The sequence below is a fragment of the Nocardioides bruguierae genome, from assembly GCF_023656415.1.
GTDB classification, from domain to species: domain Bacteria; phylum Actinomycetota; class Actinomycetes; order Propionibacteriales; family Nocardioidaceae; genus Nocardioides; species Nocardioides bruguierae.
Map to the genome: position 1 here is coordinate 1 of NZ_JAMOIL010000014.1, position 22,350 is coordinate 22,350.

Consider the following 22,350-nt stretch of genomic DNA (forward strand, 5'->3'; position numbering starts at 1 on the left):
AGAGCGAGGACCTCTCGTTCTACGGACCCGGGATGCTCGATCAGATCGCCGCCGAGCTCAACGCCCGTCCTCGCAAGACACTGAAGTGGCGCACCCCCGCGGAGGAACTCGACGCACTACTGTCGGGCGAGTCAGATCCACCTGTTGCGACGACAGGCTGAATCCACCCCGGTCGGGACCTGCGCAACGGCAGGGACTATCCGGGTCAGGGACTATCCGCGGAAGCGGCTCAGGCGAGGGGCTCCCGGGAGATCGGGCAGCTCATGCAGCGGGGGCCGCCACGGCCGGAGCCCAGCTCGGAGCCGGCGATGCGGACGACCTCGATGCCGGCCTCCTCGAGGCGGGCGTTGGTCTGGTCGTTGCGCTCGTAGGCGACCGCGACCCGGGGCGCGAGGGCCAGGGTGTTGTTGCCGTCGTCCCACTGCTCACGCTCGGCCTCGACGGGGTCGAGGCCGGTGTCGATGCGGATGAGCCGCTCGATGCCCATCGCGTCCGCCGCGGCCTCGAGGAACGGGCGGGGGCCGGTCACGGACAGGCTGAGCGAGGCCTCGTCGCCCGCCTCGTCCAGCGTGACCGTCCAGGCCTCGAGGGTGTCGGCGACGTTGGGGTACATGACCACCTTGTCGACGTCGACGAGGGTGCAGATGGTGTCCAGGTGCATGGTCGCCCGCTCCTGGGCGATCGGCACCGCGAGGACGGTGTGGGCCAGCTCGGCGTGGAAGACCTGGCGCGCGAACCGCTCGACGCCGGCAGGGGTGGACCGCTCGCCCACGCCGACCGCGATGACGCCGGGCGCCAGCAGCAGGACGTCGCCGCCCTCGACGTGCTCCTGGTGCCAGCCGTGGATCTTGCGGGTGCCCTTGAACCGCGGGTGCTCGGTGTAGATCAGCTCGGTCAGCTGCGTCTCGCGGGCCCGCGCCGGCATCGCCAGCGAGGTGACGGTGGCGCGGTCGCGCACCCACACGCTGGAGTCGCGGGTGAACAGCAGGTTGGGCAGCGGGTCGACGAGGAAGTCGTGGCGGTCCAGCAGGGAGGTGACCAGGCCGAACCCGCCGCGCACCTCGTCGTTGCGGATGCCGGCGGTGAGGTAGGCGGTGAGCTCCTCGGGCGAGGCGTCGTGCAGGAACCCGGCGAGGTAGGTGCGCAGGGTGTCGCCCAGGTGCAGGCCCGAGAGCGCCGAGGTGATCGCGTGGTTGCGGGCGATCTCGTCGTCGAGCGTCTCGGTCAGCAGCTGCGTCAGGTAGAGGACCTCGACGTCCTTGGCGCGCAGCGCCTCGGCGAACGCGTCGTGCTCCTCCTGGGCCCGGTCGACCCACGGCACGCCGTCGAAGAGCAGCCGGTCGTTGTTGCGCGGGGTCAGCCGGCGCAGCTCGTCGCCGGGGCGGTGCAGCATCACGGTGCGCAGGCGCCCGACCTCGGAGTCGGCGTAGTGAGGAGCGGTCATGGCGGCAGCCTAGGACCCGGCCCGACCGAACGGCGTCCACCCCGTCGGGGTCGCGGGGCTGCGGTCGCGTGCGGCGGTCTCGAGGCTCCTCGCCAGGGCTCGTCGCACCTCGACCACCGAGGGGGGCTCAGCGGTAGGTGTGCACCGCGTCCGGGTCGGGGAGCAGGAGCCGCCGCGCGGCCGCGGTGGCGTCGGCGAGCACGTCGAGCACGGGGCGTCCGAGCGTCTCGGCGACGCCCGCGACGTCGTCGTGCTCCGGCTGCACGGTGACGACCCGGCCGTCCAGGCGGGCGGCCTTCACGCTGATCTCCTCGCCGCCCACGCTGACCGTGACGACCTCGCGGGGGAGCGCGTGCTTGAGCACGTCGTGCTGGCGCACGCCGATGGTGGAGGTCTGGACGAAGATCGTGCGCCGCAGCTCGGGGGCCAGCTCGGCCCGGCACAGCACGGACAGCGTGTGCGCGGGGCGGCCCTTCTTCATCAGGATCGGCGTGAGCCAGGCGTCCGAGGCGCCCTCCTCGAGCAGCGCGGCGAGCACGGAGGGCCACACGCGCGGGTCGAGGTCGTCGACGTTGGCCTCGAGGACGACGTCGGTCGAGCTGGACCCGTCGCCGACCTTCGGCTCGCCGGCCAGCACGCGCACCACGTTGGGGTGGGTCGAGGGGTCCCGGTCGCCCGCGCCCAGCCCGATCTCGGCGACCACCATCGCCGGCTGCGGCCCGTGCGCGTCGGCCAGGACGGTGAGCAGCGCGGCGCCGGTGGGCGTGCACAGTTCGCCCTCGCTGCCCTTGGGGCCGGCGGAGGAGGGGACGCCGCGCAGCAGCGCGGCCACCGCCGGCACCGGCACGGGCAGGGAGCCGTGCGCGGCCCGCACGCGGCCCGACCCGACGGAGACGGGGGAGACGGTCAGCCGGCCGTCGTCCCCCAGGAGGTGGACCAGCCCCGCGCAGGCACCGACGACGTCGGCGATGGAGTCCAGCGCGCCGACCTCGTGGAAGTGCACGTCGTCGGGCTCGGTGCCGTGCACGGACGCCTCGGCGACGGCGAGGCCGTGGAACACGGCGACCGCGCGGCGACGCACGGGCTCCTCGAGGTCCGCCTCGGTGAGCAGCGTGCGGATGTCGCGCCAGGTGCGGTGGTGGGTGGAGTCGGCGACGTCGACGTGCACCTTCGTGGCGGCCAGCCCGCAGCGCACCACGCGCTGCACCGAGAGGCCGACGGGCTCGGGCGTCACCGCGTCGACGGCCTCGGCGATCACCTCGAGCGGCACGCCGGCCCCGACCAGCGCGCCGAGCAGCATGTCGCCGCTGGCGCCGGCGGTGGCGTCGACCCAGACGTCGCGGCCGGGGGCGTCACGACCGGGGACGTCGCGGCCGGGCGCGGCGCTCACGCCTGCGCTCCCGCGGACTGCCGGGCCACGCGGGCCGCGTGCACGGCCGCGCCGTAGCCGTTGTCGATGTTGACCACGCTCACGCCCGGGGCGCACGAGTTGAGCATCGCGAGCAGGGCGGTGATGCCGCCGAGCGAGGCGCCGTAGCCCACGGACGTCGGCACGGCCACGAGCGGGACCCCGACCAGGCCGGCCACGACCGAGGGCAGCGCGCCCTCCATCCCGGCGACCACGACGAGGCAGTCCGCCTCCTCCAGCCGCTCGCGGACCGCCAGCAGGCGGTGCAGGCCGGCCACGCCGACGTCCGTGATGCGCTCGACGTGCGCCCCGTGGACGCGGGCCACCAGCGCGGCCTCGGCGGCCACCGGGCCGTCGGAGGTACCGGCCGCGACGACGGTGACGGTGCCGCGGGCCGGCGGCAGCGGGCCGAGCGTGGCGCAGCGCGCCTCGTGGTGCAGCTCGGCCGCGGGCAGCGCCTGCGCCAGGTGGGCGCGGGCGGCGTCGTCGAGCCGGGTCGCCAGCACGGCCTGCTCCGGGTGCGCCTCGTGCAGCGCGGCCATGATGCTCGCGACCTGCTCCGGCGTCTTGCCCTGGCCGAGGACCACCTCGGGGTCACCGGTGCGGGCGGCCCGGTCGAGGTCGAGGCGGGCGAAGCCGACGTCGAGGGTGCGGGAGTCGGTGGCCTGGTCGGTGGCCTGGTCAGTGGCCTGGTCGGTGGGGAGCGGGTCGTGCACCTCGGAACGGTAACCGCCCCCGCCCCGGACCTCCGCCCCCGGACCTCCGCCCCGTGCCCGACCGACGCGGAAAACACGAGCGTGCTCCCGAGCACGTCCCCCTGGAGGGTCGCACTGTCGCGGGCGGGGTTCGTCCGGTACAACGGAGACAGGCACGCAGCAGTGCGGCCGGCAATTCAGGGGGGATTGCGGTGCAGGGGGATCTTGCTGTCGAGGTCGGTCGCGTGACCGGCGGACGACTCCAGTGGGAGCGGCGCACGGCGCGACTCACCTTCGTCGCCGACGCCGCGTGCAGCTACACCGTCGCGGTCGACGAGGTGGACCTGCGCAACTGGCTCCAGGTCGTGCTGCTGATGTCGTGGCGGCCCTCGACCGCGGGCACGCCGCACGAGCGTGCCCTGCTGGAGCTGCTGGCGCGCTTTCGCGGCTTCCACGCCCGCGGGGAGGACCCGTTCACGGGCCTGCGGTTCCGCTCCGACCGCGAGCCACGCGCGACTCGTGCCACCGGAGCACGTGCTGCCGCGGCACCGGACGTTCCCGGCACCGCCTGGGCGGAGCAGCCCTACGACCCGTTCGAGCCGCGTCGACGGCCGGACCCGTTCGCGCCCACCGCTCCCGTCGGCCACGCCGACGCCGCCGACACCACGGCCGCGGACGACGAGGTCGGCGCCCCGCAGGACGAGCGCCGACCCTGACGGGTCGGTGAGGGCGCGCCCCTCAGGCCCGAGTCGCTCAGGCCCGGTTCTCGAGCCGGAACGGGCTCGCGGGGTAGACGCCCAGCAGCTTCACCTCGGTGGTGAAGAACGTGAGCTCCTCCAGCGCGCGCGCCAGCCCCGCCTCGTCCGGGTGCCCGTCGACCTCGGCGAGGAACTGGGTGGCGGTGAACTCGCCGTCCACCATGTAGCTCTCCAGCTTGGTCATGTTCACGCCGTTGGTGGCGAAGCCGCCGAGCGCCTTGTAGAGCGCCGCGGGCAGGTTCTTGACGTTGAAGATGAAGCTCGTGACCACGGGGCCCGCGCCCACCGGCGGGCGCTGCGGGCGGGGCGCCAGCACCACGAAGCGGGTGGTGTTGTGGTCCTCGTCCTCGACGTCCTTGCGCAGCACCTGGAGGCCGTAGAGGTCCGCGGCCATGGGCGGGGAGATGGCGGCCATCGAGGGGTCGCGCTCGTCGGCGACCTCGCGCGCGGCACCCGCGGTGTCGCCGGCGATCACCGGCTCCAGGCCCAGCTCGCGGATCACCCGGCGGCACTGGCCCAGGGCGTGGACGTGGCTGTGCACCGTCTTGATCGACCCCAGCGTCGCCCCCGGCACCGCCACCAGGTCGAACCTGATCCGCAGGAAGTGCTCGGCCACGATGTGCAGGCTCGAGCCCGGCAGGAAGTGGTGGATGTCGGCCACGCGGCCGGCCAGGGAGTTGTCGATCGGGATCATCGCCAGGTCGGCGTTGCCCGACTCCACGGTCGCGAACACGTCCTCGAACGAGGCGCAGGGCACCGCCTCGAAGTCGGGGTAGTGCTCCGCGCACACGATGTGGGAGTTCGCTCCCGGCTCTCCCTGGTAGGCGATGCGTCGCGATTCAGCCACCCGCCCAGTCTAGATTCGCGGCCATGTCGACGAGCGTGGTGTCCGCGGTGGTGGTCGTGCTGGCGGTCGCAGGCTTCCTGCTGGCCGTGGTGGCGCTGTCCCTGGCGGTGGTCGCGGCGCGGCGCTCGGCCCGCACGGCCGGGCTGCGCGCGCGGGACCCGCGGGTGGAGCTGCCGACCGACGTGGCCGGCCTGCGCGCCGAGGTCGCCGCGCTGCGGGCCGAGAACGCCGACGCGCTGCGGCACCTGGCCGTCGTCCGCTACGACGCCTTCGGCGACATGGGCGGGCACCTGTCGTGGTCCCTGGCGCTCGTGGACGACGGCGGCGACGGCGTCCTGCTCACCTCGATCCACGGGCGCTCGGACGCCCGCACCTACGCCAAGGCGGTCACCGGGTGGACCTGCGAGCAGCAGCTCTCGCCCGAGGAGGCCGAGGCGCTGGCGGGCGCGCGGCCCTGAGCTATTCCCTCCCGGCCGTCACCGGGCGCGGCCCAGCAGCCGCTCGAGCAGCGCCGGGTCGGTCGGCCACGCCTCCAGCAGGACGGGGCGGGGGATGCTGCGTGCCGCGTACCGCAGCAGCAGCACGACCGCCACGACGTCGTCGAGCGGACCGATCACCGGCAGGAACTCCGGCAGCAGGTCGATCGGGCTGAGCACCCACACCACGGCCACGCCCAGCGCGACCTTGGCCCGCCGCGGCACGTCGGGGTGTCGCCGCAGCCGCCGCGCCGTCGTCACGCACGCCGGGAGGAACTCGGCGACCTGCTTGAGCAGGCCGTCGGGCAGCCGGTCGGCCAGCAGCACCATCACCAGCACCGACACCGCCCACAGCCCCGCCAGCACGCCGGCGACCACCAGCCCCGTCGTCCAGTCCACGCCGCCCATCATGCGCGCGGTGGACGGGGTACGACCCACCACATTCGTGGTTTCGGGCGCGCGGAACCACGAATGTGGTGGGTCGTACCCCGACCACCGGCGGAGCTTCCTCGGCGTGCCCGACCCGCGACCGATCACCGATGGCAAGGACCACGACGGGTGGCGCGTCGACCCGATGCTGCATGAGCTGGTCGACGGCCCCCGTGGTTACTGACCCAGCAACGCGGATGGCCTCGCTGAACCGGGCAGGATAGGAACGTGACCGTCCGCGCAGTCGTGTTCGACATCGGTGGGGTGCTGGAGATCAACGACGACAGCGCCTTTCCTGATCCGTGGTGCCAGCGACACGGCATCGCGGTCGAGCGGCTCGACGCAGCCCTCGACTCGATCCCGGGTGACGCCGTGGTTGGTCAGGTGACGATGGAGCAGGTCCTCGATCACCTCGGTGAGCGCCTCAGCCTCACCGAGGTCCAGGCAATCGAGTGGGAGCGCGACTACTGGCGTTGGTACGTCGGCATCCTTGACCGACCGCTGTTCGAGTGGTTCGCCGGTCTGCGCGGACGCGGGTTGAAGGTAGGGATCCTCTCGAACTCGGGACCCGGAGCCCGCGAGCAGGAGGCTGTCTGGGGCTTCGAGGACGTGACCGACGTGCTGATCTACTCCCATGAGGTAGGACTGCGGAAGCCGGACCGTGCCGTCTATGACCTGACCGCCGCGAAGCTCTCGGTCGAACCGGAGGAGATCGTGTTCCTCGACGACAAGCAGCTGTGCGTCGACGGCGCCCGAGCCGCAGGTTGGCAAGCAGTGCTCCACGTGGACACCCAGACATCGATCGCCGAACTTGAGGCACTGCTCGGGTGAGCCCAGGGCGGTGTCCGCGGAGCTCGGCCGACGGGACTCGGCGACCCATCGGGCTGCGACACCGTGAGCGGCGAGCTCGTCGGTCAATGCCCCTCACATGATGGGCGCGGTGGACGGGGTACGACCCACCACATGCGTGGTTTCGGTCGCGCGGAACCACGAATGTGGTGGGTCGTATCCCCCCTCCGGCGGGCCGTCAGAGGAAGGAGGCGGCCCGGGCGTACTGGTCGGGGAGCGGGGAGTCGCTGCGCAGCACCGTGGCGGCGCGGCGCACCCACATCGGGTCGGCCAGCAGCGGGCGGGCCAGCGCGACGACGTCCGCCGCACCGTCGGCCAGCAGCTGCTCGGCCTGCAGCGGCTCGGTGATCATCCCGACGGCGATGGTGGGGATGCCCGCCTCCTCGCGGACCTTCCGCGCGAACGGCACCTGGTAGCCCGGCCCGACGGGGATCTGCGCGGTCGGCAGGTTGCCACCGGTGGAGACGTGCAGCGCGTCGACGCCGACACCGGCGAGCTGCTTGGCGAGGTGCACGGTGTCCTCGGCCGTCCAGCCCTCGCCCTCGGCCCAGTCGGTCGCGGAGACCCGGGTGACCAGCGGGACGTCGTCGGGCAGCACGGCGCGGACGGCCTCGGCCACCTCGACCGCGAGACGGGTCCGGTTCTCCAGGGAGCCGCCGTAGCCGTCGGTGCGGTGGTTGGAGAGCGGGGAGAGGAACTGGTGCAGCAGGTAGCCGTGGGCGGCGTGCAGCTCGATCAGCCGGTAGCCGGCCTCGAGCGCGCGCCGCGCCGCGTCCGCGAAGCCCTCGACGACGCGGGCGATGCCGGCCTCGTCCAGGGCGGCCGGCTGGGGGTAGCCCTCGGTGAAGGGGATCGCCGAGGGCGCCACGACCTGCCAGGCGGCCGGGCCCTCGAAGAGCCCCGAGCCGCCGTCCCACGGCTTGGCGGTGCTGGCCTTGCGGCCGGCGTGCGCGAGCTGGATGCCGGGCACGACGCCCTGCGCCTCCATGGCGGCGGTGAGCCGGCGGTGGGCGGGCACCTGCGCGTCGTCCCAGATGCCGAGGTCCCACCCGGTGATGCGCCCCTCGGGCAGCACACCGGTGGCCTCGACGATGATCGCGCCCGGGCCGCCCGCGGCCCGCGCGCCGTAGTGGGCGAGGTGCCAGTCGTTGGGGGCGCCCACGTCGGGGCCCTCGGCAGCGGCGGAGTACTGGCACATCGGCGCCATCCAGGCGCGGTTGCTGATCTCGGTGCCACGCAGGGTGAGGGGGGCGAAGAGCTGGCTCATCGGACGGAAGTCTCCTCCGGGTCGCAGGGGTGCGTCGTGCACGAGGTCCAACCCGGGAGGTCCGCCACCTCTTCCGACCAGGTGGGTGGACGAGGTCACAACCCGGCCGGCACGAGGGGCCACCCGCTGGTGCCGTCCGTACGGGTGCTGCCACCACCACGGGGCCGATTCTGCTGCGGAGGCGTTGCGGACCGCTCTAGGTTCGCCTCAGCGCCCGCGCGGAGGACCGACCCGAGACGGTTCACCACGCGGGCGCTGCCTGTGCGCCTGCTCGTGCGCCCGCCTGAGCGGGTCGTCTCAGGCGTCGGTGACGACCCGGCGCAGGTAGCCCAGCAGGCGCTCGAGCTCGTCGGCGGCCAGGTCGGCGCAGACCACCTCGACCACCGCGTCGGCCAGGGTGCGAGCGCGGTCGATGACGGCGGGGGCCTCGCCGGTCAGGTGCAGCTCGTGCGCGCGCCGGTCGGTGGTGCTGCGTCGGCGCTCCACGAGGCCGCGCTGCTCCAGCTCGTCCACGATGCCCACGACGGACGCCGGGCTGAGGCCGAGGTAGCCGGCGAGCTCGGTCTGCGGCATCGGTCCGCGGGCGCGCACGGCCACGAGCGAGCCGATGTGCCGGGGCTCGATGCCCAGCGGCGCGAGGCCCGCGGAGAACCGGGGTCCGACGGCCGTGTGGGCACGCACGATCAGGAACCCGGGGAAGGTCCGCAGCTCGGGGGCGGCGGCGGTGCCGTCGTCCGCCACCAGGAGTCGGGCGAGGAGGGCGGTGAGGTCGTCGGCCTCGTCCGCGCTGAAGGGGGCCCGGACGGCGGCGTCGGCCGCCTCGACGGAGGGGGCCCACTCCTCGGCCGCCTCGGCACCGGCGTCGGTGCGGGTGAGCAGGTAGGAGCGGCGGTCGTCGGGGTTGCGCACGCGCTCGACGAGACCGCGGGAGACCAGCCCGGCCGCGACCTTGCCGAGGGTGGTGCGGCTGGTGGAGACGGCCAGCGCCAGGGCCTGCTGGCTGCGGGGCACGCCGTCGCCGAGGACCCGGAGCACCGCGTAGGCCTGGATGCCGGCGTCGCTCGGGAGAGTGGCGTCGAGGATCAGCTGGGTGCGTCCGGCGGCGCGCCAGAGGACGTGCCCCGGCAGCGCGGCCAGCTCGGGCAGCAGCTCGCGGCCCGCGGCCACGTGGCAGTCGAGCCCCACGCGTGATCCCCCTCTCGTTCGTCCCGCACCAGATCGTTCAGGTGTTGACGATCTGCTCTCCGAGCGTATCGTAGCGCAGCAGATAGTTCAGCCCGTGACGGTTTCGCCCGTCCCTCATCCTCAGCGACCACCCCCTCGCAACGACGCAGGAGCTCCCATGTCCTCGCCCGCCCCCGAGACCACCGCGGCCAGCGCGCCCGCCGGGTCCGACACCAAGTGGTGGACCCTCGCCGCCGTCTGTCTCGGCGTCTTCATGCTGCTGCTCGACATCACCATCGTGAACGTCGCGCTCCCCGACATCGCCACGGCGCTCGACGCCGGGCTCTCCGACCTCCAGTGGGTCATCGACGCCTACGCCCTCTCCCTGGCCGCGCTGCTGCTGACGGCCGGCTCCCTGGCCGACCTCTACGGCCGCCGTCGCGTCTTCGCGATCGGCCTGGTGCTGTTCACCGTCGGCTCGCTGGCCTGCGGCTTCGCGACCGACGTCCTCTTCCTCTGCCTGGCCCGCGCCTTCCAGGGCATCGGCGGCGCCGCCATGTTCGCCACCGCCCTCGCCCTGCTGGCCAGCGCCTTCCGCGGCAAGGACCGGGGCGTGGCCTTCGGTGCCTTCGGCGCCACCACCGGCGTGGCCGTGGCCATCGGCCCGGTGCTCGGCGGCGTGCTCACCTCCGGGCTGTCCTGGCGGTGGATCTTCTTCGTCAACGTGCCGCTGTGCCTGGTCGCGCTCGTCGTCACCCTCGCCCGGGTCCAGGAGTCCAAGGACCCCCGCGCCGGCGGCCCCGACTGGTTCGGGTTCATCACGTTCTCCGTGGCGCTGGCCGCGCTGGTCTTCGGCCTGATCGAGGCCGGCGAGTCCGGCTGGGGCGAGACGCAGGTCGTGGTCTCGCTGGTGGTCGCCGCCGTCCTGCTGGTGGTCTTCCTGGTCAGCCAGGCGCGCCTCGCGCACCCGATGTTCGACCTCACGCTCCTGCGCAAGCCCACCTTCGTCGGTGGCCTCGTCGCCGCGTTCGCCATCTCCGCCACGGTCTTCTCGCTGCTGACCTACCTGGTCATCTACGTGCAGTCGGTGCTCGGCTACTCCGCCGTCGGCACGGGCGTGCGGTTCCTCTTCCTCTCCGGCGCATCGTTCGTCTGCGCGGTCGTCGCAGGACGACTCTCCAGCCACGTCCCCGTGAAGTGGCTGATGTTCCCGGGCTTCGTGCTCGTCGCCGTCGGCCTGTTCCTCATGACCGGCCTCGACGCCGACTCCGCCTGGACCCACCTGATCGCCGGCATGGTCATCGCCGGCTTCGGCATCGGCATGGTCAACCCGCCGCTGGCCTCCACGGCCGTCGGCGTCGTCACCCCGGACCGCTCCGGCATGGCCTCCGGCGTGAACTCGACCTTCCGCCAGGTCGGCATCGCCACGGGCATCGCGGCGCTGGGCTCGATCTTCAGCCACCAGGTCTCGGACGCGGTCACCTCCGACCTGAGCGGCCAGGTGCCGGACGCGGCGGTGGACGGTCTCTCCGCGGCGCTGTCCTCCGGCCAGGTGCAGGTCGCCGCGTCGGCCGCGCAGTCGGCCGCCGAGCAGAACGGCGGAGACGGCTCGGCCGCCTACGACCTGGTGCTCAACGTGGGCACCACCGCCGTCGTCGACGCGCTCAACCACATCCTGCTCATCGGTTCCGTCGGTGCGGCCGTCGCCGCCGTCGCCGTGCTGTTCCTCGTTCGGCAGAGGGACTTCGTCTCCTCGCACTGAGGCACCGCCGAGTCGGCAGCAAGCTGCTGCCGACTCGGCGGGACGGGGTCAGCGGGCGGCGAGGTAGGCCGGCCAGCCGCCGAAGGACGTGATGTCCTTGCCGGCGGCCGCGGCGTCGGCGGCGACGCCGAACCCGGTCACGCAGCTGCCGTCCGCGAGCTCCACCGAGCCGAGGCTCATGGGGGCCGGGAGGGCCGCGAGGAAGCGACCGAGGGCGGCGGGGGAGAGCTCCCAGAGACCGCCCTCGATCGCCGCCCCGCCCTCGGCCTCCCGCACCAGCCCGGGCTTGGGCGGCGTCGTGTCGAGGGCGAGCAGGCGGTAGGACGCAGCGGTGGTGGCCGGACCCACCCAGCGGGCGCCGAGGGCCTCCAGCTCGTGGGCGAGCGGCTGGCCGGGCAGGTGGGCCCCGACGACCAGCAGGCGCGTGGCCTCCGCGCCGGCGAGCAGCGGCCACGGACCCGGGTCCGGCAGCGCCGGTGCCGCACCCGGCAGCGCCACGGACGGCGGCAGCACGGCCATGCGGCGTGCCACGTCGAGCGCGACGGCGTCCTCGAACGCCCGGCCGAGGACCGTCACGCCCGTCTGCGCGACCGAGCCGTCCTCCTCGACCACCGTGCCCGTCGGCACCGCGACGCCGCACAGGTCGAAGAGGTTGGCGAAGTTCGTGTAGGTGCCCACCCAGGAGTTCACCGCGACCGGCGCGGCGGCCAGCGCCGCCTGCGTGGGGTGGCCGGGGGCGGTGGGCACGACGAGGACGTCGCAGCCCTCGACGAGGCCCATCGCCCGGGCCCTGAGCTCCTCGAGGCGGGCGGTGTCGCGAACGTACGCCGAGCCGCTGACCTCCCCGGCCCGGGAGACGATGCCGCCGACGGTGGGGTCGCAGTCGTCGAGGTGGGCGTCCACGAAGTCGCCGACGGCCCCGTGCCGCTCGGCGACCAGCGCGCCGTCGTAGAGGAGGAGCGCGGCGTCCAGGAAGTCCTGGAAGGGGACCTTCACGACGTCGGCACCGCCGGCCTCGAGCCGGGCGATCGCGTCGTCGAACGCCGCGACCCAGGCCGGCTCCATCCGCACCAGGGTCTCGGGGACGGCGACCCGCGGCCGCGTCGGCGCGGCCAGCCGCACGTCGGAGGGCCACGCCCGGGTGCCCGGTCCGCCCGCCATCGCCCCCATCGCCGTGGCAGCGGTGTCGAGGTCGCGAGCGAAGATCGTCACCGCGTCCCAGGAGCGGCAGGCGGGCAGGACGCCCTCGACGGCGGCGACCCCGAGCGTGGGCTTGATGCCGACCAGGCCCTGGAACATCGCGGGCACGCGACCGGACCCGGCCGTGTCGGTGCCGATGGCGACGTCGGCCAGACCGAGCGCGACCGACACCGCCGACCCGGACGACGAACCACCCGAGACGTAGGACGGACGCCGGGCGTCGCGGACCCCGCCGTGCGGGCTGCGCTGGCCGACGAGCCCGGTGGCGAACTGGTCGAGGTTGGTCGAGCCGAGCACGGTGGCACCGGCCGCACGCAGCCGTGCGACGGCCTGGGCGTCGGCGTCGGCGGGCCCGTCCGCGAAGGTCGGGCAGGCGGCCGTGGTGGGCGTGCCCGCCACGTCCACGTTGTTCTTCACCGCGAGCAGGAGCCCGGCCAGGGGGCCCTGCGCGGAGGCGGCCTCGGCCTCCACGACCTCGCGGTCGCGGACGAACAGGAACACCTCCGGGCGCTGCGCCACCTCGAGGGCGGCGAACGCGTCGCCGACCCGGCTCATGCCGACACCTCCGCGCCGTCCAGGGCCGCCAGGACGACCAGCGCGTCGCCCGGTGCCACCTGGGTGCCCGGGGTGGCGGTCACGGCGACCACCCGTCCGGCCGCGGGTGCCGTCACGTGGCTCTCCATCTTCATCGCCTCCAGTCGCACGAGCACTGCTCCCTCCTCCACGACGTCGCCCTCGGCCACGTCGACCTTCCACACGTTGGCCACGAACGGCGCGTCCACCCGCGCGCCGCCCTCGGGCACCTCGACGTCGACGGGCTCCGGGACGGCGGCCTCCGCCGCGGCCTCGGCACGGTCGAACTCGCCGGCGGCCTCCCAGGCGCTGCGCTCGGCGCCGAACGCGGTCGCCTGACGTTCCCGGAACTCCTGTATCGAGGCAGCGTTGTCGGCCAGGAACCGCTCGTGCTCGGCGAGGGAGAACTCCCCGTCGGTGACGTCGAGCGAGCCCCGACCGGCGGCCATGTCCGCGCGCAGGTCCATCAGCTCCTCGGGCTCGACCGGGTACCAGGAGATCCGGTCGAAGAAGCGCAGCAGCCACGGGCTGCCGGGCTCGAACAGCGCGTTGGTGCGGTGGCTGCTCCACACCTGCGTGGTGCGGCCGACGAACTGGTACCCGCCCGGCCCCTCCATGCCGTAGATGCACAGGTAGGCGCCGCCGATGCCGACGGAGTTCTCCGCCGTCCAGGTGCGGGCCGGGTTGTACTTCGTGGTGACGAGCCGGTGCCGCGGGTCGAGCGGTGTGGCGACGGGGGCGCCGAGGTAGACGTCGCCCAGGCCGAGCACGAGGTAGTCGGCGGCGAAGACGGTGTCGTAGACGTCCGCGACGCTCTCCAGGCCGTTGACCCGGCGGATGAACTCGATGTTCCACGGGCACCAGGGCGCGTCGTCACGCACGCCGGCCATGTAGCGGGCGATCGCCTCGCGGGTCGCGGGGTCGTCCCAGGAGAGCGGCAGCCGCACCTGGCGGCTGGGCACGACGAGCTCGGAGACGGCGGGGAGCCCGTCCTCCAGCTCGGTGAGCAGGCCCAGCAGCCGGGGAACCGGCAGGACGTCGGGGTCCACGTGCACCTGGAGCGAGCGGATGCCTGGCGTCAGGTCGAGGACGCCCGCGACACGCTGCTCGGCGAGAGCGGTGTGCAGCGCGTGCACCCGGGCCCGCAGGCCGAGATCCAGCACGAGGTCGCCGTACTCGACCAGCACGTTGTCGTCCCCCGAGCGCCGGTACACGACGTCCGGGGCGCCCGGGCCTCGTGCGTGGCGACGCAGCAGCACGCCGTCGTCGCCGTCCCCGCCCGTCCGCGGCCGGGTCGGGGACGGCAGGACGAGCGAGCGGGGCGACGGGGCCGCCTCCAGGCGGACCGGCACGAACGAGACGGTGTCGCCCGGCCGCAGCTGGCCGAGCTTCCACCGGTCGGCGCTGACCACCGTCACGGGGCAGACGAAGCCACCCAGGCTCGGGCCGTCCGGGCCGAGCAGGATCGGGGTGTCCCCGGTGAAGTCCAGGGCACCCACCGAGTAGGCGTTGTCGTGGATGTTCGAGGGGTGCAGACCGGCCTCGCCGCCGTCCTGACGTGCCCACTGCGGCTTCGGCCCGACGAGCCGGACACCCGTGCGCGCGGAGTTGAAGTGCACGCCGTAGCGAGTGGCGAACAGGGTCTCCATGTCGGCGCGGGTGAAGAACTCCGGTGCGCCGTGGGGGCCCTCGGTGACGGTGAGGTCCCAGTGCTTCCCGAACGTCGGGCGCAGCGCGGGGTCCACCGGACCGGCGGGCTCCCGCTCGGGCGCGGCGGTGCGCAGGACGTCGCCCGGACGCAGCGCCCGGCCACCGTGGCCGCCGAACCCGCCCAGGGTGAAGGTGGCGCGCGAGCCCAGGTACTCCGGCACGTCGAGGCCACCCGCGAGCGCCACGTACGTGCGCAGTCCGGCGCCGGCGTCCCCGACGTCGAGGAGGCCACCGGCAGGCACGAGCACGGGCTCCCACATCGGCGCCTCGACGCCGTCGACGCGCACCGGCGCGGGTGCCCCGGTGACGCAGACGAGGGTGTCGTGGGTGAAGCGCAGCGCGGGACCGGTGGCGGTGCACTCCAGGCCGGCCGCGTCCTCGTCGTTGCCGAGGGCGAGGTTGCCCAGTCGCAGCGAGCGGGCGTCCATGGCCCCGGACGGCGGCACGCCGACCTGCCACAGGCCGCGCCGGCCCTCGGCGTCCTGGACGGTGGTCATCAGGCCCGGGCGTTCGACCGTGATCCGCGGCTCGGGGTCGCCGAAGCCGTCGAGGGTGTGGGTGGTGTGCCGGACGTCGGCGACGGCGTCGAGGTCGCAGACCGCGCGCAGGAGGCCGAGATTGACCTCGATGCCGTCGACCCGGGTCTCCTCCAGCGCGTCGCGCAGGCGGGCCCAGGCGGCGGGCCGGTCGCCGGCGGTGGCGATCACCTTCGCGAGCAGCGGGTCGTAGGCGGTGGAGACCTCGGTGCCGGTCTCGACCCACCCGTCGACGCGGACGTCCGCAGACGCGGCCGGGTGGGTGACACCGGTGAGGAGGCCGGCGGACGGGCGGAAGTCGGCGGCCGGGTCCTCTGCGTAGACGCGCGCCTCGACGGCGTGGCCGACCACCGGCACGGCGCCGTCGGGGTGCGCGGCGAGAGCCTCGTCCACGAAGGCCGTGTCACCGGCGGCCAGGCGCAGCATCCAGCCGACGAGGTCGACACCGGTGACCTGCTCGGTGACCGGGTGCTCGACCTGGAGCCGGGCGTTGACCTCCAGGAAGGACGCCTCGCCGCGCTCGGCGTCGTAGACGAACTCCACCGTGCCGGCGGAGCGGTAGGCCACCGAGGCGGCGAGGTCGCGGGCGGCGGTGCGCAGGGTCTCGCGGACGTCGTCCGGGAGGTCCGGCGCGGGGGCCTCCTCGAGCACCTTCTGGTGCCGGCGCTGGAGCGAGCAGTCGCGGTCGCCGAGGGTGAGGACGCGGCCCGTGCCGTCACCGAAGACCTGGACCTCCACGTGCCGGGCCCGCTCGACGTAGCGCTCGGCGAAGACGCCGGCCGAGCCGAAGCTGGCTCGGGCCATCCGGGTGACGGACGCGAACCCCGCCCGCAGCTCCTCCGGGGTGCGGCAGACGGTCATCCCGATGCCACCGCCCCCGCCGGTCGCCTTGAGCATGACGGGGTAGCCGACCGCCTCGACCTCGGCGACGGCCTCGTCCGCGTCGGCGAGGATGCCGGTGCCCGCGAACACGGGGACGCCGGCGGCCGTCGCGGCCTCGCGGGCGGTGTGCTTGGCGCCGAAGGTGCGCAGGACGTCGGGGGTCGGCCCGACGAACGTGAGGCCCTCGGACTCCAGCCGCTCGGCGAAGCCGGCGTCCTCGGAGAGGAAGCCGTAGCCGGGGTGGACCGCGGTGGCACCGGTCGCCTTCGCCGCGGCGAGCACCGCGTCGACGTCCAGGTAGGACTGGCTCGGCGGGGTCGGGCCGAGCAGCACCGCCTCGTCCGCGAGGTGGACGTGGGCGGCGCCGCGGTCGGCCTCGGAGAAGACGGCCACGGTGCGCCAGCCGGCCGCCTTCGCGGCACGGATGACCCGGCAGGCGATCTCGCCGCGGTTGGCGACGAGCAGGGTGCCCGGTGTCGTGGCGGGTGTCGTGGCAGGTGTCGTGGTGGCGCTCATCGGGCACCCGCCTCGGGGGAGTGGACGACCATCTCGGCGCGGCTGGGGTCGAAGCCGTTGCACGGGTTGTTGACCTGCGGGCAGTTGGAGACCAGCACGAGGGTGTCGGTCTCGGCGCGCAGCGCGAGGCTCAGCCCGGGGGCGGAGATGCCGTCGACGATGCCGAGCGCGCCGTCGGGGTCGACCGGCACGTTCATGTACCAGTTGACGTTGGAGACGTGGTCGCGCTTGCCCAGGCCGTAGCGCGAGGCCTCGTTCATGAAGTTGTCGGCGCAGGCGTGCTGGGCGCGGGTGTGGTGGCCGTAGCGCAGGGTGTTGGACTCCTGGCTGCAGGCGCCACCGAGGGTGTCGTGGCGGCCGACCTCGTCGGCGACCACGGTGAGCAGCGGGCCCCCCTCGTTGTCGAGGAGGACCGAGCCGGTGGTGAGGAAGACCCCGCCGGCCGCGGCCAGGGTGGCCTGCGCGGAGTAGGCGCGGGCGGTGTCCGGCCAGGCGAACGCGAGGAAGTCGACGGCCTGGTTGCCGTCGACGTCCACGATCGTGAGGACCTCACCGGCGCGCAGCACGCGGGACCACGGTGCCCGGGCGGCGACGAGCTCGCGGTGGGTCTCGGTCAGGCCGGCGAGGTGCCCGCCGGTCAGGGTCGCGGGGGTGTGGGCGTCGCGGGGGGTCAGCGTGCCCGGGTCGGTGGTCGTGCTCATGCGAGGCCACGTCCCTTCAGGTGGTCGAGGGTGTTCTCGAAGGCGCGGCGGCCCTCGGGGGAGGCGGACCAGAGGTCGTCGTCGGGCGCGGTGGGTGCTCCGCGCCACGCGAGGACGTCGAGCGGGCCGCTGGTGAACTCCTGGCGCGGGTCCAGCGGGTGGGCGGTGTTGGCGAGCAGCAGGATCGCGGGCATCTCCAGGCGGAGCGTGACGCTCGCCCCGGCGCCGGCCGACCCCTGCCAGACGCCGCGCCCCGCCTCGTCCACGCGCACGCCCTGGAAGAAGGAGACGCAGCCGGGCAGGTCGCGGCGGCCGAGGCCGTTCTTGGTGGCGCCGAGGACGAACAGCTCGCGGCCGGCCGGGGTGGGGCCCTGCGGAGAGCCGTCGCCGTAGCGCGCGGCGTTGGCGGCCTGGGTGGTCGTGCCGAAGACGGCGTCGTGGTGGCCGCTGGTGTCGTCCACCAGGCTGGCCAGGACGCGGGCCTGGTCGGAGAGGAGCAGCTGGCCCGTCCCGGAGTAGACCTGCCACTGCACCTTCACCGTGTCGGCGACGTTGAGCCGCTCCCACGGTGAGGTGGCCGAGTGGAGGAGCACCGAGGCGCACGCGTCGCCGGTGAGGTCGGTCAGCCGCAGGTGGGTGCCGCGCTCCAGGACGCGATGGCCGTAGCCGCCGCCGGCGATCCGCTCGGACCACACGACGTCGCTGCTCGCGACCTGGTCGGGCAGGGGGCTGGTCGTGCGCGCGGCGGGCACGGTGGGCATCGTCTCGACGACGGTCCCCTCCTGGGCCCGGGCGTGGGACCGGGCGCCGGCTGTGGTCGCGGTGCTGCTCATCGAGGCTCCTCCAGTGGCTTTTCGGTTGATCGACAGAAACTCTGCGCCGCGTGTGGTTCGACGGCGTCACCGACGTGTTAACTCCGCGTTGCGGTGCCCGGTCGGGCGGTGCTCGAGCGAGGCGCGGTGCGTGACCGGCCGAGGTGGCCGGGGCCGGTTGCTGACACACCGCACGTGGGGTGCCGGATAGGTTGCGGGGGTGGGTGAGCAGCAGGCGGAGGAGAAGCCGCGACGGCGCGGACGGCCTCGCAAGGCCTCGTCGGTCAGCGGTCTGGGCACGGAGGAGGACATCCTCGTCTCGGCGGCGAAGCAGTTCAGCGAGGTCGGCTTCGGCTCGACGTCCACCTACGCGATCGCACAGGGTGCCGGCATCTCCCAGGCCACGATGTACCACCACTTCGGCGGCAAGCACGCGATCCTGCTGGCGCTCCTGCTGCGCACCGTCGAGCCGTCGGTGGCCTACGCGGACGGCCTCGCCGGCGCCGAGGGGACGGCGGCGGCCCGACTGTGGGCGCTGTGCGCCTACGACGCCCGGCTGCTGGCCTCCGGCGAGACCAACCTGGGCTCGCTCTACCTGCTGCCCGAGCTGGGCGACGAGCGGTTCGCGTCGTTCCACGCCCAGCGCGACCGCCTCGCGGGCGTCTACGCCGGGCTGGTCGCCGCACTGGTGGCGGAGCAGGGGGTGGCCGAGGGTGCCGGGGAGCTCGCCGACCTGGTCTTCGGCCTGGTCGAGTCGGTGATCCTGCGGCGCCGGGACGCCGGCGTGGCGCCGGGTCGCGAGGTCACCGACCGGATCGCCGACGCGGCGTTGCGAGTCGTGGGCCTGGACGCCGACGCCGTCGCCGCCGCGCGCGAGGCGGGTGCCGCCCTCGTTCCGTAGCCGTTATTTCGATCGAACGACCGAATTAACAGACCTGTTGCCTGCCGCGTACGCCCGACGAAACATCCGGGCGGCGCAATGGGACGCACCACGCCGGTCGCTCGATCGAAAAGGCGCCGGGCTCACCGTCGAGCCCCGGGCGCGTCGAGGCCGCTTCCGGCGACGTCCTCCAGCCAGGAGCCCAGCCCATGATCATCACCGGAGTAGCCCTCACGGTCCTGCTCGTGCTCGTCGTCGGCATCGCGGTCGCCCGCAAGGTCGACGGCGACTCGGCCAACTACCTCGTCGCCGGCAGGTCCCTCGGCGTGCCGCTCGTGGCGGTCGCGCTGACCACCGCCGCCGTCGACTCCAACGCCACGGTCGGCAACACCGACCTCACGGGCACGTTCGGCTTCTGGGCCGGTGCCTCGCTGGCGCTCGGTCTCGCCCTCTGCCTGCTGCTGGCGGGCCTGTTCCTGGCCAAGCCCATGAACCGCATGGGCCTGTTCACCCTCGGCGACTTCTTCGCCAAGCGCTACGGCCGCCGTGTCGAGGTGGTCGCCTCGGTGCTGATGATCTTCGCCTTCACGATCCTGCTCGCCGGCAACCTCGTGGCGATGGGCTTCCTCTTCGAGTACTTCACCCCGCTGGGCTACCAGGTGGGCGTGGTGCTCGCCGTGGTGCTCATCCTCGCCTACACGATCGGTGGGGGTCTCTACTCGGACGCGTACACCGCCGTCATCCAGGCCGTCATCACCGTGGTGGGCACCCTCGCCCTGTTCGGCTGGGTCGCCGTCTCCTACGGCATCGAGATCGCTCCGGGCATGGGCCCGTTCGACCTCGAGCAGCTGACCAGCAGCGAGCTCGGCGCGCCGATCAACTGGGCGACGCTGATCAGCCTCGGCATCGGCGACCTGGTGGCCATCGACTTCATGCAGCGCATCTTCGCCGCCAGGTCGCCCGAGGCCGCGCAGAAGGCCTGCTTCATCGGCGCCGGCGCCACCGCGGTGATCGGCACGCTCTGGGCGCTGATCGCGCTCACCGCGTCCTCGGTGCTGGGGCTGGACGCCGCGAACGGCCCGATCGTCTACCAGCTTCTCGACGGACCGGCCCCCGCGATCCTCGCCGTGCTGACCCTCTCCGGCATCGTCGCCGCCTCGTTCTCCACCGCCTCCGGCGCCATCCTGGCCACGTCCGCCGTGGCCGTGCGCAACATCGTCGGCATCCGCCGCGAGGTGGAGCCCGGCCACCACGACCCGCTGCTGCGCTGGACGCGCGTGGCCATGCTCCCGGTCGTCGCGATCGGCGTGCTGCTGGCCATCCGTGTCTCCCAGACCGGCATCCTGCTGACCCTCGCGTTCGACCTGATGCTCGCCTGCCTGGCCGTCCCGTTCATCGTGGGCGTCTTCTGGCGGCGGGGCACCACCGCCGGCACGCTCGCCGCGTGCGGGGTCGGCTTCGTGGTCCGCGCCGTCCTGCTGGTGCTCACCCCGACGCTCTACGGGGTGCCCAACGACCTGCTCTACGTGAGCAACGACGTCGTCGGGATCGGGATGGACGGGTGGGCCACGCTCCTGTCCTTCGCCGTCGGCGCCCTCACCTACGTCGGGGTCAGCCTGCTCACCTCCAACGCCGACCACGAGGAGGACGTCCTCGCGCTCGACCGCTTCGAGGTGGACCGGCGCGAGCCGGACCCGATCGGCTGAGCGCGGCGTCGGCGCTGGTCAGGAGGGGGTCGAGGCGCCGGCGGTCAGCCGGGCGTTCACCTTGGCCGCGACCGCCCAGGGGGTGACGCGCTCCCCGGGCACCCGCACCAGGAGCTCACCCGGCAGGCAGGTCATCTCGAGCTCGCGACCTTCGCCGCACGGGTCGCCGTCGAGCTGGCGCGGCACCGCGCTGGCCGAGCGCAGGGTGATGGTGCGGCCGGTCATCCGGTTCACCAGGTCGTCGGTGTGCCGCTGGCGCAGCAGCACGCGCGCGGCCAGCGGCACCCACGACAGCAGGCCGCGCGGGTAGAGCAGCACGACGTCGAGCCGGCCGTCGTCGATGGTGGCGTCGGGCAGCAGCGGCATGCCGGCGGTGAGGTAGCCGACGTTGCCCACCACGGCCATCCGGGCGCGGTGGGTGGTGAACTCCCCGCCGTCCACGGAGATCTCCAGCTTGATGGTGGGGAACATCGAGGCCTTGATGCCGGAGAAGACGTAGGCCAGCCAGCCGACGCGGGCCTTGAACTCCTCGTTGACGCTCTCCATGATCGCCGCGTCCAGCCCCATGCCGGCCATGACGAGGAAGTGCGTCTCCTCCAGGCCGTCCCCGCGCACCGCGACCAGGTCGACCGCCTTGGTCTCCCCGCCCAGCGCGCACTCCAGCGCGGGGCGCCGGTACAGCGGGATGTCGAGGTTGCGGGCCAGCAGGTTGCCGGTGCCGGCCGGCACGATGCCCACGGGCACGCCGGTGCCCGCCATGGTCGCGCACACCTCGCGCACGGTGCCGTCGCCGCCGCAGACCAGCACCAGCTCGGCGCCGTCGCGCAGGGCGGCCCGGGTCATGCCGTGGCCGGGGTCCTCGACCGTGGTCAGGTAGACGCGGGGCGGGGCCCAGCCGCGGGTCGCGGCCATGCCGGCGACCATCTCCACGAAGGCGTCGGGGTCGGAGACCTTCACCGGGTTCAGGACGACGGCCAGCGGCCGCCCCTGCGCGACCGGCTCGCCCGCCTCGTCCTGGGTGCCGGGGGTGGGGGTCTCGCCGCGGCGGGTGCCGCCCTGCGGCGGGTAGAGCGCGACCGCCACGAGCACGGCGCCGACGCCCAGCAAGGTGCCGGCCACGGTGTCGGAGGGGTAGTGCCGCCCGAGCAGCACCCGGTCGAGGCAGACCACGACCTGGATGACGGCCAGCACGCCCAGCAGCACCCGCCGGCCGAGGACCGACGGCACCGCGACCAGCACCACGAGGGCCAGCAGCGCCACGAGCGCCCCGGTGCCAGAGGCGTGGCCGGACGGGAAGGAGCCGGACTCCAGGAACCCGTCGGTGTTCTGCCACGCCGGCCGCTCGCGGCCGTAGGTCACCTTGAGCAGCGAGGTCAGCCGGCCCACCACGAGCGGGGTGATGACGGTGATGATCGCCAGCCGGCCGCGGCCCAGCGCCAGGAGGGCGATCGCGAGCAGCACGACCATCGTGGTGATGCCCGAGGGGGAGAAGACGTCCTCGATGGTGAGCAGGACCCGGAACATCGCCTCGTCGTCCGGGGAGACCCACACGGTGTCGCCGGCGCCGGCGGCGAGCGAGTCCAGCCAGGTCACCGGCGGCCAGCCCTGCCCCTGGAACAGCCCCACCAGGGCCAGGACGACCCAGCAGGCGAGGCCCCACGCACCGATCCGCAGACGCTGGCGGGGGGCCAGGGGAGCGGTCGGGGGAGCGGTCAGGGGAGCGGCCACGGGGACG

The 22,350-nt window shown here is 73.9% G+C and carries 18 protein-coding genes and 1 pseudogene; 7 read left to right on the forward strand and 12 right to left on the reverse strand.

Annotation, left to right across the window (positions count from 1 at the left end; all coding sequences use genetic code 11):
* A pseudogene (locus M8330_RS22830) lies at nucleotides 1-161 on the forward strand (IS30 family transposase); the annotation flags it as partial.
* 68 nt (nucleotides 162-229) lie between these two features.
* Here M8330_RS22830 and M8330_RS12330 read toward each other — a convergent pair.
* The 3 genes from M8330_RS12330 to larB form a co-directional block, all read right to left on the reverse strand.
* A complete protein-coding gene (locus tag M8330_RS12330; RefSeq protein WP_250053439.1) occupies nucleotides 230-1,444 on the reverse strand; it encodes an arginine deiminase in 1,215 nt (404 codons plus the stop codon).
* Nucleotides 1,445-1,571: 127 nt separating this feature from the next.
* The gene (larC, locus tag M8330_RS12335; protein ID WP_250827568.1) at nucleotides 1,572-2,834 is read right to left on the reverse strand and encodes a nickel pincer cofactor biosynthesis protein LarC; all 1,263 of its coding nucleotides are present in this window, start codon (nucleotides 2,832-2,834) and stop codon (nucleotides 1,572-1,574) included.
* Nucleotides 2,831-3,568 (reverse strand): nickel pincer cofactor biosynthesis protein LarB, encoded by a 738-nt coding sequence (gene larB / locus M8330_RS12340; protein WP_250827569.1) that lies wholly within the window; start codon nucleotides 3,566-3,568, stop codon nucleotides 2,831-2,833. Before larB ends, larC begins: the two co-directional genes overlap by 4 nt.
* Before the next feature lie 224 nt (nucleotides 3,569-3,792).
* Between larB and M8330_RS12345 the strand changes: the two genes are divergently transcribed.
* On the forward strand, nucleotides 3,793-4,263 hold the full coding sequence (locus M8330_RS12345) for a hypothetical protein (protein WP_250827570.1): 471 nt from the start codon (nucleotides 3,793-3,795) through the stop codon (nucleotides 4,261-4,263).
* Between the two features lie 37 nt (nucleotides 4,264-4,300).
* On the opposite strand, the gene M8330_RS12350 is transcribed toward M8330_RS12345, so the two are convergent.
* Entirely contained in the window at nucleotides 4,301-5,152 is an 852-nt protein-coding gene (locus M8330_RS12350; RefSeq protein WP_250827571.1) for a prephenate dehydratase, read from the reverse strand.
* Between the two features lie 23 nt (nucleotides 5,153-5,175).
* Here M8330_RS12350 and M8330_RS12355 point away from each other — a divergent pair, with 23 nt between their 5' ends.
* Nucleotides 5,176-5,610: a DUF4446 family protein gene (locus M8330_RS12355; protein ID WP_250827572.1), complete on the forward strand. Its 435-nt coding sequence runs from the start codon at nucleotides 5,176-5,178 to the stop codon at nucleotides 5,608-5,610.
* Between the two features lie 18 nt (nucleotides 5,611-5,628).
* Here M8330_RS12355 and M8330_RS12360 read toward each other — a convergent pair whose 3' ends face one another.
* A complete protein-coding gene (locus tag M8330_RS12360; RefSeq protein WP_250827573.1) occupies nucleotides 5,629-6,027 on the reverse strand; it encodes a YkvA family protein in 399 nt (132 codons plus the stop codon).
* A 258-nt stretch (nucleotides 6,028-6,285) separates the two neighbouring features.
* Here M8330_RS12360 and M8330_RS12365 point away from each other — a divergent pair, with 258 nt between their 5' ends.
* Nucleotides 6,286-6,888 (forward strand): HAD-IA family hydrolase, encoded by a 603-nt coding sequence (locus tag M8330_RS12365; protein ID WP_250827574.1) that lies wholly within the window; start codon nucleotides 6,286-6,288, stop codon nucleotides 6,886-6,888.
* 196 nt (nucleotides 6,889-7,084) lie between these two features.
* Here the strand turns inward: M8330_RS12365 and M8330_RS12370 are convergent, their stop codons facing one another.
* Both M8330_RS12370 and M8330_RS12375 read right to left on the reverse strand, forming a co-directional pair.
* A complete protein-coding gene (locus tag M8330_RS12370) occupies nucleotides 7,085-8,173 on the reverse strand; it encodes an NADH:flavin oxidoreductase/NADH oxidase (protein ID WP_250827575.1) in 1,089 nt (362 codons plus the stop codon).
* 297 nt (nucleotides 8,174-8,470) lie between these two features.
* Nucleotides 8,471-9,358, reverse strand: a complete 888-nt coding sequence (locus M8330_RS12375; protein WP_250827576.1) for a MarR family winged helix-turn-helix transcriptional regulator — start codon at nucleotides 9,356-9,358, stop codon at nucleotides 8,471-8,473.
* 157 nt (nucleotides 9,359-9,515) lie between these two features.
* Here M8330_RS12375 and M8330_RS12380 point away from each other — a divergent pair, with 157 nt between their 5' ends.
* Nucleotides 9,516-11,099, forward strand: a complete 1,584-nt coding sequence (locus M8330_RS12380; protein ID WP_250827577.1) for an MFS transporter — start codon at nucleotides 9,516-9,518, stop codon at nucleotides 11,097-11,099.
* 48 nt (nucleotides 11,100-11,147) lie between these two features.
* Here M8330_RS12380 and atzF read toward each other — a convergent pair whose 3' ends face one another.
* The 4 genes from atzF to M8330_RS12400 are packed head-to-tail and all read right to left on the reverse strand — an operon-like array spanning nucleotide 11,148 to nucleotide 18,050.
* On the reverse strand, nucleotides 11,148-12,854 hold the full coding sequence (gene atzF, locus M8330_RS12385; protein ID WP_250053454.1) for an allophanate hydrolase: 1,707 nt from the start codon (nucleotides 12,852-12,854) through the stop codon (nucleotides 11,148-11,150).
* Nucleotides 12,851-16,516, reverse strand: a complete 3,666-nt coding sequence (uca, locus tag M8330_RS12390) for an urea carboxylase (RefSeq protein WP_250827578.1) — start codon at nucleotides 16,514-16,516, stop codon at nucleotides 12,851-12,853. The genes atzF and uca overlap by 4 nt, the downstream gene beginning before the upstream one ends.
* On the reverse strand, nucleotides 16,513-17,217 hold the full coding sequence (locus M8330_RS12395; RefSeq protein WP_250827579.1) for an urea amidolyase associated protein UAAP2: 705 nt from the start codon (nucleotides 17,215-17,217) through the stop codon (nucleotides 16,513-16,515). Before M8330_RS12395 ends, uca begins: the two co-directional genes overlap by 4 nt.
* Entirely contained in the window at nucleotides 17,214-18,050 is an 837-nt protein-coding gene (locus M8330_RS12400) for an urea amidolyase associated protein UAAP1 (protein ID WP_250827580.1), read from the reverse strand. The genes M8330_RS12395 and M8330_RS12400 overlap by 4 nt, the downstream gene beginning before the upstream one ends.
* Nucleotides 18,051-18,249: 199 nt before the next feature.
* Here M8330_RS12400 and M8330_RS12405 point away from each other — a divergent pair, with 199 nt between their 5' ends.
* Both M8330_RS12405 and M8330_RS12410 read left to right on the forward strand, forming a co-directional pair.
* Complete coding sequence (locus tag M8330_RS12405) at nucleotides 18,250-18,930, forward strand: TetR/AcrR family transcriptional regulator (RefSeq protein WP_250053462.1); 681 nt, start codon at nucleotides 18,250-18,252, stop codon at nucleotides 18,928-18,930.
* Between the two features lie 188 nt (nucleotides 18,931-19,118).
* Nucleotides 19,119-20,615: a sodium:solute symporter family transporter gene (locus M8330_RS12410; protein WP_250053464.1), complete on the forward strand. Its 1,497-nt coding sequence runs from the start codon at nucleotides 19,119-19,121 to the stop codon at nucleotides 20,613-20,615.
* An 18-nt stretch (nucleotides 20,616-20,633) separates the two neighbouring features.
* Here M8330_RS12410 and M8330_RS12415 read toward each other — a convergent pair whose 3' ends face one another.
* Entirely contained in the window at nucleotides 20,634-22,343 is a 1,710-nt protein-coding gene (locus M8330_RS12415) for a bifunctional phosphatase PAP2/diacylglycerol kinase family protein (protein ID WP_250827581.1), read from the reverse strand.
* Between the last annotated feature and the right edge of the window lie 7 nt (nucleotides 22,344-22,350).